The following is an 8360-nucleotide window of genomic DNA, read 5'->3' as shown; positions in this document are numbered from 1 at the left end:
GGGCAACGTCAGGCAGAGCGGCTTTGACGCGGAAGGCCGCGTCGTCAAGACCACGGTCTATGCAACGGCTATCACACCGGCGGATATGGCCGGCTTGCCGGCGGCCGCCAGCGTGGCGCAAATCCAGGCCAGGGTGCTTGCCGCCGCGGGCTCGGACCTGGTGGAGAACCGCGTCTACGACAGGGACGGCCGGCTCACGGCCACGGTCAACGCCCTGGGCGAGGTGGTCAAGTACGTGTATGACGCGGCYGGCAACGTCATTGAGCGCGTGGCYTATGCMAACCGYGTSGCGATGTCCGGTGGYRGYGCCTGGGTGGCKGGYACSMYGCCCGCRCCGGYSGCCGATGCCGCACACGATCAGCGCCTGCGCACYGTGTACGACCAGCTYGGCCGCGCYGTGCTSTCCGTCGACGGAACMGGCGCCGTCGTCAAGCAGGTCTACGACWSCAACGGCAACACCGTCAAGACCATCCAGTACGCCACGGCCATCGCCGCCTCAGCCGCGCCGGCCAGCGTCACGGCCAGCGCCGCCGACCGCATCACCGTGTTGGCCTATGACAAGGCCAACCGCCAGACCTTCAGCGTCGACGCGCTGGGCGGCGTGACGAAATTCATTTACGACGCCAACGGCAATGTGGCGCAAAGGCTGGCCTATGCAACAGCCGTCACGCCGCCCGTGGCCGCAACCACGCCGGATGCCGACACGATTCAGGCCGCCGTGGTTGCCAGTGCCGCCAACGACCGCATCGAGCGCTTTGCCTACGACCGGGCGAATCGCCAGGTTTTCCGCATCGATGCCGGTGGGGCCGCGACCGAAACCACGTTTGACGTCGCCGGCAATGCCGTGCAGACCCGGCGCTATGCCGCGCTGGTGGACGTGTCGACCCTGCCGGCCGTGGCTTCGACCTCCGCCGTCGCGCTGCTGGTGGTGGCCAGCGCGGCGAACGACCGCGTGGAAAAGCGCGCGTTCGACGCCGGCAATCGCCAGGTCTACGGTGTTGACGCCCTGGGCTATGTCCGCAAGACGGTGTACGACGGCAACGGCGCCATCAAGGGTGTGACCGAATATGCCTTGGCCATACCGGCAGCAACGGCCAGCACGGCCACCGCGATCGCAGGGGCCATCGTTGCTTCGGCCGCGAATGACCGCAGCAGCAGCTTCGTCTATGACGCCGCGGGCCGCCTGACCAGTAGCACCGATGCCCTGGGCTTCACCGAATCCAATACCTACAACGCCATCGGTGAAAAGCTCACGTTCACCAACAAGAACGGCGCCACCTGGAACTACGGCTACGACGCGGCCGGCCGTCTCGTCACCGAGACCTCCCCCCAGGTTGCGGTGACCGGCCTGCAGGTCAATGCCACGACCGGCCAGCTGGAAGTCAACCCCGCGCTCAGCGGCAACGCCAGCATCGTGACCCGCATGACGTACGACGCGCTGGGCAACCTGCTGTCGCGTACCGAAGCCTTGGGTCGCGCCGAAGAGCGCACCACCAGTTACGAGTACGACGCTGTTGGCCGCCAGGTCAAGACGATCTTTCCGCCGGTTTCGGTCTACAACGCTGCTGGCGACAACGTCACCGTCAACGGCGCCACCGGGCTTGCCACCCGCACTGAAACCCTGCAGACGCTGAGCAGTCAGACCACTTACGACGTGTTTGGCAATGCCGTCGCCAACCGCGACGTCGCCGGCGCCATGAGCTACAAGGCCTACGACAGGCTCGGCCGTCTCAGCTATGACGTCGATGCCCTCGGCTTTGTGACGGGCTATGCGCGCGACACTTGGGGCGAAGTCACCACGCTGACGCGTTACGGTTCGGCCACCACGCTGCTCACCGGCAACCCCGCGCGGCTCAGCAGCACGCAGATCGGCACCGCCCTGGCCGCGGTCGGCTTCAGCCATAGTACCGACCGCATTCTGCTGACCGAGTACGACCGCCTGGGCCGCGTCACCAAGGTGATTGAGCCACAGGGCTACGCCTACGATTCAACAGCCACCGCGGGCGCGCAGTATTTCACCGCAGGCAAGACCACGCGCAACAGCTACAACGCCTTCGGCGACCTCAGCCGTGTCGCTTTGCTCAAGAATGCCGTCACCGACACCTGGACCGCGACGGAGTATTTCTATGACACCCGGGGAGGGCAGACGGCCATCGTCGATGCCCTGGGTTACCTGACGACGCAGGCTTTCGATGCAGCCGGCAATGTCGTGGACCGTACCGAGTACGCCAGCGCCATCGTGGGCTGGAACAGCTCCGTCGCTCACACCGCGGCGCCGGCTCCTGTTGTTTCCGCCAACGACGACCGCAAGACGACCTCGATTTTTGACCGCGGCAACCGCAAGCTGTCGGACACGCGCGTCAATGTGCTGTACAGCGTCTCCACCGCCAGCACCACCGGCGTGCGCGGGAACGCGGTCACCAGCTACCTTTATGACGCCGTCGGCAACAAGACGGCCACCACTGACGCCACCGGCGCCACCACTTACAGCTATTACGACGCGATGGGTCGCGTGACAGCGGTGGCCGAGCCCTCGCGCATCGACGTGGTCACGCCGGGCACCAACGTGGTCCTCACACCGCTCACGCTGTTCCGCCGCGATGCCTATGGCAACGTGGTCAGCAAGGTGGAACTCGCCAACGGCGCGGCAGTGGCGACCGCCACAGCGTTCACGCAGGGCGCGGCATCCGGCTCTGACCGTACGACGCTGGCCGCGTACGACCGTTCGGGCCATGCCACCCAGGTGACCGACGCACTGGGCTACAACCACTACAGCTCCTACGACGCGCACGGAAACATCGCCAAGGAGTGGCAAGCCGTCACCGGCAATGACGGCGTCRCCAGGACCAAATTCCGCGTCTACCAATATGACAAGCTGGGCCGCCAGACCCACGTCATCGATCCTGCCTCCACCACGGTGCTGCAGAGCGGCCTGACAACGGGGTTTTCCTCGGATACCTACACCTACGTTACCTATGACGAAAGCGGCGCCTATGCGCTGACAGGCGCCGGCAATAGCGCAACACTCGGCTGGTCGTCGCTGATTGACGCCGGCGGCGGCCTTGTGCGGGTCCAGCTGGATTACCAGACCGTGGCCGTACCCCAGTACATCGGCCGCGATGAAAACGGCGTTCTTCTTTTCGACGGCGGCTATTCTCACGCGGCCAGTGTGACGCGCGACTTCAACGCGGCCAATGCGGCTGGCGGCGTGACGCTGGCGTGGGGCAATGCCAGCTCCGTCGACGGCGGTATCTCGCAGCTGTTCACCATACGCGTGTGGCAGCAGGATGCGGTCGGCAATTGGGCCATGAAGTGGCAAGGCAGCCCGGCGCAGGCAAACGGTTCCGGCATCACCACCGTCAACCAGGCGCAGGCCGGCGTGGTGGACACCGCCGTCGAATACAACGCCTTCGGCGAGATGACGCGCAAGGGCATCAATGGCGGGCGCGAAGAGTACTTCGACTACGACAGCGCTGGCCGTCTCTGGCGCACCAACAGCGGTGACGGTATCGCCAAGGTTTCTCTGTACGATTTGCAGGGTAACCAGACGGCCGATATCCGCAGCGCGGGCTCCGGCCGCGGCAACCTGAATCTGCTGGCGTATACGAGCGCTGACCAGGTAGCCGGCCTGGCCGATGTCCGGCGCACCGACGTGCAGTATGACGCGCTCGGCCACGTCACCCAGCAACTCCAGGCCGAACGCCTGACAAGCCAGGGCGGTGTGGCCGTCCGTGCGAACCAGGCCAACGCGGGCATTGCCTCCGTTTCTTATCCCGCATACGACTGGAATGGCAACAGCACCGGCTGGTACGGCAGCAACAACGTCTACCTGAGCTGGTCGTCTCTGGCCAATCTCGGCGGTGGCGATATTCAGGTCACGATTGACTACGTGACCCAGCCCTACACCTACGTGTCGGGCCAGACCATGGTCTATGGTGAAGACGGCACGTATACCCCCGCCAAGGACGAATCCGGCAACGTCATTGGGACCAGCTCATATGTGGGCGCGGTCGCCTCCAGCATTACCCGCACTTTGACCGGGGACCAGGCTCCCAGCGGCATGACCATGAGCTGGGTCGACTCCGGCGTGGTGGGTGGCCTTTCTGCTGTGACTCGCATGCGCCTGTACAAAAAAGATTACCAGGGCAACTGGCGGCTCATCACCGACCGCAGCAGTTTCGGCACCAACGGCAGCAGCATTGAGCTGACGGCGCCGACAGATGCGTCGACCACGCTGCAGCTGCAGTTGCGCCCGGCTGGCGCCACCACACCGGTTGAGACTGTCAGCCTTGTGAACTTCGGCGACGCACTGCGTTATGACGCCGGAACGCGCAACCTCGCGGCCTATGAATACCAGGTGCTGACAACGGTTTCCGGCGGTGCCACAACCAGCTCGGGCTGGTTGCCTGTGCCGGTGTCCGCGGCAACGGCGGGCACCAGCCAGTGGAGCCGGCCGGTCGTCAACCAGAAGACCGACCGCTGGGGCAATGTGCTCGAGATCAACGACCCGCGGGCCCCGGGCTGGAAGACCACCTACAGCTACAACGCCAACAACCAGATCGTGCGCCAGAGCCAGGCCGATACCGACGGAAACCAGAGTGCGGCCAGCCCTGTCACCGCCATTTACTACGACCGCATGGGCCGGCAACTGGCCATGACAGACGCACGTGGCAACAGCAACCTGCAGGAGTTTGACGCCGCCGGCAACCTCGTCAAGGAAACCCATGCCGATGCGGGCGTGGTGAGTTACCGGTATGACGTTTTCGGCAACAAGGTACAGGTCAGGGACGCGCGCGCGTTTGTGACCACCTTTAACTACGACAAACTCAACCGCCTGCTGAGCACGGTGCGGCCAACAGAGGCTGTGTACACCGTAGGCGCATCCAACTGGCTGGCGTATGTCAACACCCGCGCCATCACCGAGACCAGCACCTGGGACCAGGCGGGCCGCAAGCTCACCTCGACCAATGGCAACAACGAGACATTGAGCTACGCCTACGACATGCTCGACAACGTCGTGGCGACCCGCCAGCCCCTGGGCCAGACCGTCAAGGCCACCTTTGACCTGCGCGGCCGCAAGTCGGCCGAGGTTGACGCCAACACCAACAGCGCCACCTGGAACTACGACTACTTCGGCCAGCTTTACAGCCACACCGATCTGGGCGGCGCCAAATTCACCTATGCCTACGACAATGCGCGCCAGCTGGTTTCACAGACCAGCACCCGCGGCCAGAACCTGCAATACGCCTACGACGCTGCCGGCCAGCTGGTCCGTAACACTGACGCAGCAATGGGCAAGGTCACCACTTATGCGTGGGACCTGGGTGGCCATTCGGTACGCGAAAAAGTGGTGCAGGGCGGGGTGACCTACCAGGACAACTCCATGGCCTATGACGCGCTGGGCCGCTTGCGCTGGGTGGGCGACACCCGCGCCTTCATCAACCTGGAATACGACAAGATGGGCAACCGTACCCGTATCCAGACCCACGTCATCAACGGGGGCGGCGCGGTGGATGCGGACCGCTACTTCCAGTACGACGCCATGAACCGGCAGACCGTGGTCGATGCGGTCGATGCCGCCGGCAACCTGGGCACCACAGGCCACCGCATCACCTACGACGGCAGCGGAAACCGGATGAGTGATACCTACTATGGCAACCGTGTTACCTCTGGCCAGGTGGTCGATCACTACGACGCCGTCTATGGCGCCATCCCCGTGCTGGATGAATCGGGAAATTACACCTATGACGAGTCGGGTAATCTGATCACGACCTGGGGTGTCGTCGGCTACACGCCGATTTACCGGACCGACTACTACGCCAACCAGGGCACCACCGTCGAGACCTACGGCTACGACGGCCTGAACCGCCTGATGGGCGTGGTGCGCGACGGTGTGCACCTGGACTATCGCTACYACGACGGAGCCGGCCGCGTTCTGCAGACGGGCCCCGCAGGCACCCTGCCGGTAGGCTATGTCAATGCCCTCACAGGCGGCGCATCAGGCGCCAGCGGCAGCGAAACCCGCATCAACCGCTTTGATGCCAACGGGCGCATGCTGTACCAGCGTGTGCTGCGCAGCGACAACGGCGCCAAGTACGACATCAACTACACCAGCTATGACGCCGCAGGCAACCTACAAAGCTACGCGTTGCAGAACTACGAAGGCACGGCCTACACCAACTATTACAGCTACGCGCAAAACCGCTTTGACGGCTACAAGGAAGCCAGTGTCTACGGCACCAGCACCTACTTCTCGGCCGGCACCACCAGCAGCTACTACGACGTCAACGGCAACCTGACGGCCATCACCGACAGCACCAACGGCGCTGTCAACCGCAACTTCGTCAATGATGCGTCGGGCAAGGCCCTGTACACCGCCCAGAACGGCCAGGTTCAGCGCCAGCTCATCGTTGCGGGCGAAGTGCTGGGCCGCTACGGCAATGCCTCCAATGGCGCCAACGTGGTGGACTTCAACTTCGGCTACCAGCCCATCAACGGCAGCTATCCCAAGCCCAGCCCGGGCACCTACATCGTGGCGCCCAACGACACCCTGCAAAGCATTGCCAGGGGCGCCTACGGCGACAGCTCGCTCTGGTACCGCATCGCCGAAGCCAATGGCCTGGCCAGCGACAGCGACCTGAGGATAGGCCAGACCCTGACCATCCCCAACCGGGTCGGGACCATCAACAACAACGCCAATACCTTCAAGCCTTACGACCCGAGCGCGATCGTGGGCGACACCACGCCCAACCTGCCGACGCCTCCGCCGCCTGCGGCGCAGAGCGGCGATGACGGGTGCGGCTTCTTTGGGCAGGTCCTTGTCATTGCCATCGTCGTGGTGGCCGCAATTTATACCGCTGGCGCTATGGCGGCCTCTGGCGCGCTGGGGAGCTCGGCAGCGGCAACCGCTGCTGCAACGAGCGGTGTTGCCTTTGGGACCGCTGGAGCCACCACATTTGGAGCAACATTGGCCGCCGGTGGTGCCGTTCTGGGAGGCGCCGCAGGAATAGGTGTCGCTGTTGCAGCCGGCGCGATTGGCAGCGCGATTGGCTCCATTGCCGGTCAGGCTGTTGGCATTGCCACCGGCATGCAGCAGGATTTCAACTGGGATGGCGTTGCCTTGGCCGCGATCAGTGGCGGGGTAGGCGGTGCCCTGTCAGGCTTTGCGCCACTGGGCGGACAAGCCGGCAGCCTCGGCAATGTCATGGTGCGTTYGGCCGTTGGCAATGCGATAACGCAAGGTGTGTCTGTCGCGACCGGTTTGCAAGACCATTTTGATTGGCGTGGTGTGGCTGCCAGCGCCGTGGGTGCCGGTGTGGGTTTTGAGGTTGGCGAGAGGCTCGGCAAGACGAATATCAACCCCTTTGCGGCAAGAATGTTGACCGGCTTGGCCGCAGGCACGGCCACCGCCATTGCCCGGGGCGGTAGGATTGCCGTGCAGCAGATTGCGACGGATGCATTCGGGAATGCGTTGGGCTCGGCGTTCCGAGACAACTTGGAATCAAGTACGGTGGGTTACGACCAGACAGTTGGGGGAGGCAGTAACAATGAGCCGTGGAATGGGGGTGAGAGTTGGGCTGCGGACGTAGCTAATAGACGGGCAGCCAATCCAATCTACGTAGCGCAGGGGGACCAGTTGGGTGGCCTGGACGATATCAACGGGATGGATCTTCAAAGCGACAACTATCGCGCGCCGCCAACTCATACTGTCAAGACTGGTCAAACTCTGTCAGGTATTACGGGTCGGAACGACGCAGCGTATCTGGACAAACTTGCCCAATACAACGGGCTGGCCTCTCGCCACGATCTTGGTGCAGGTCAAGTTTTACAAATACCCGACGATACAACCTTGGCTGGTGTAGTGGTATCGCCAGAGGTGGCCGGYCGTGGGGCCATGGGCGGGACCTACTTTGCAAAACGTCAAGCGGATGCCATTGCGCGTGAGGCAGGCCCGGATCGCTGGCGTAACTATGACGACCCAGTGGATCTTATGGATCGATACTTGTCACATCCCGCTATTCCGCTAGATCGACCGATAACGCTGGATGATGTCCTGTCTGCTGCAGGGAAGACTGCAAAATGGGTGGTGGGTGCGGACTATGCGAAAACCGGCAAAGGTTTAGTCCCGGATATTGTCAATGGCACCATTGCTATCGGCGGTGCTGTTGGGGATTTGATAGGCTACAGCGAGTTCACCCGATTGAAGGCTGAGGGGGCTATTCCGAGCGATAGCAACTACGAGCCTATGAGTGATTTTGGTCGCGCCGTAAAGCAGTACGGACCTGGTGCGGTGGGCATTGAAACTCTCAAGAACCTGCCGGGTGTCAGGTCATTGCTTGCGTTTGATCGTGGGGACAATG

Annotated in this window: 1 protein-coding gene; it reads left to right on the top strand. The window is 63.4% G+C overall.

Annotated elements, in window-relative coordinates; all coding sequences use genetic code 11:
- Nucleotides 1–8360, top strand: an 8360-nt coding sequence (locus AC1DWI_RS07310; protein ID WP_477724604.1) for a LysM peptidoglycan-binding domain-containing protein, incomplete at both ends; no start/stop codon positions are given.

The sequence above is a fragment of the Polaromonas sp. P3_C2 genome (assembly GCF_056402675.1).
The sequence above is the reverse complement of the archived record's forward strand: the minus strand, read 5'-3'. Positions and strand labels throughout refer to the sequence as shown.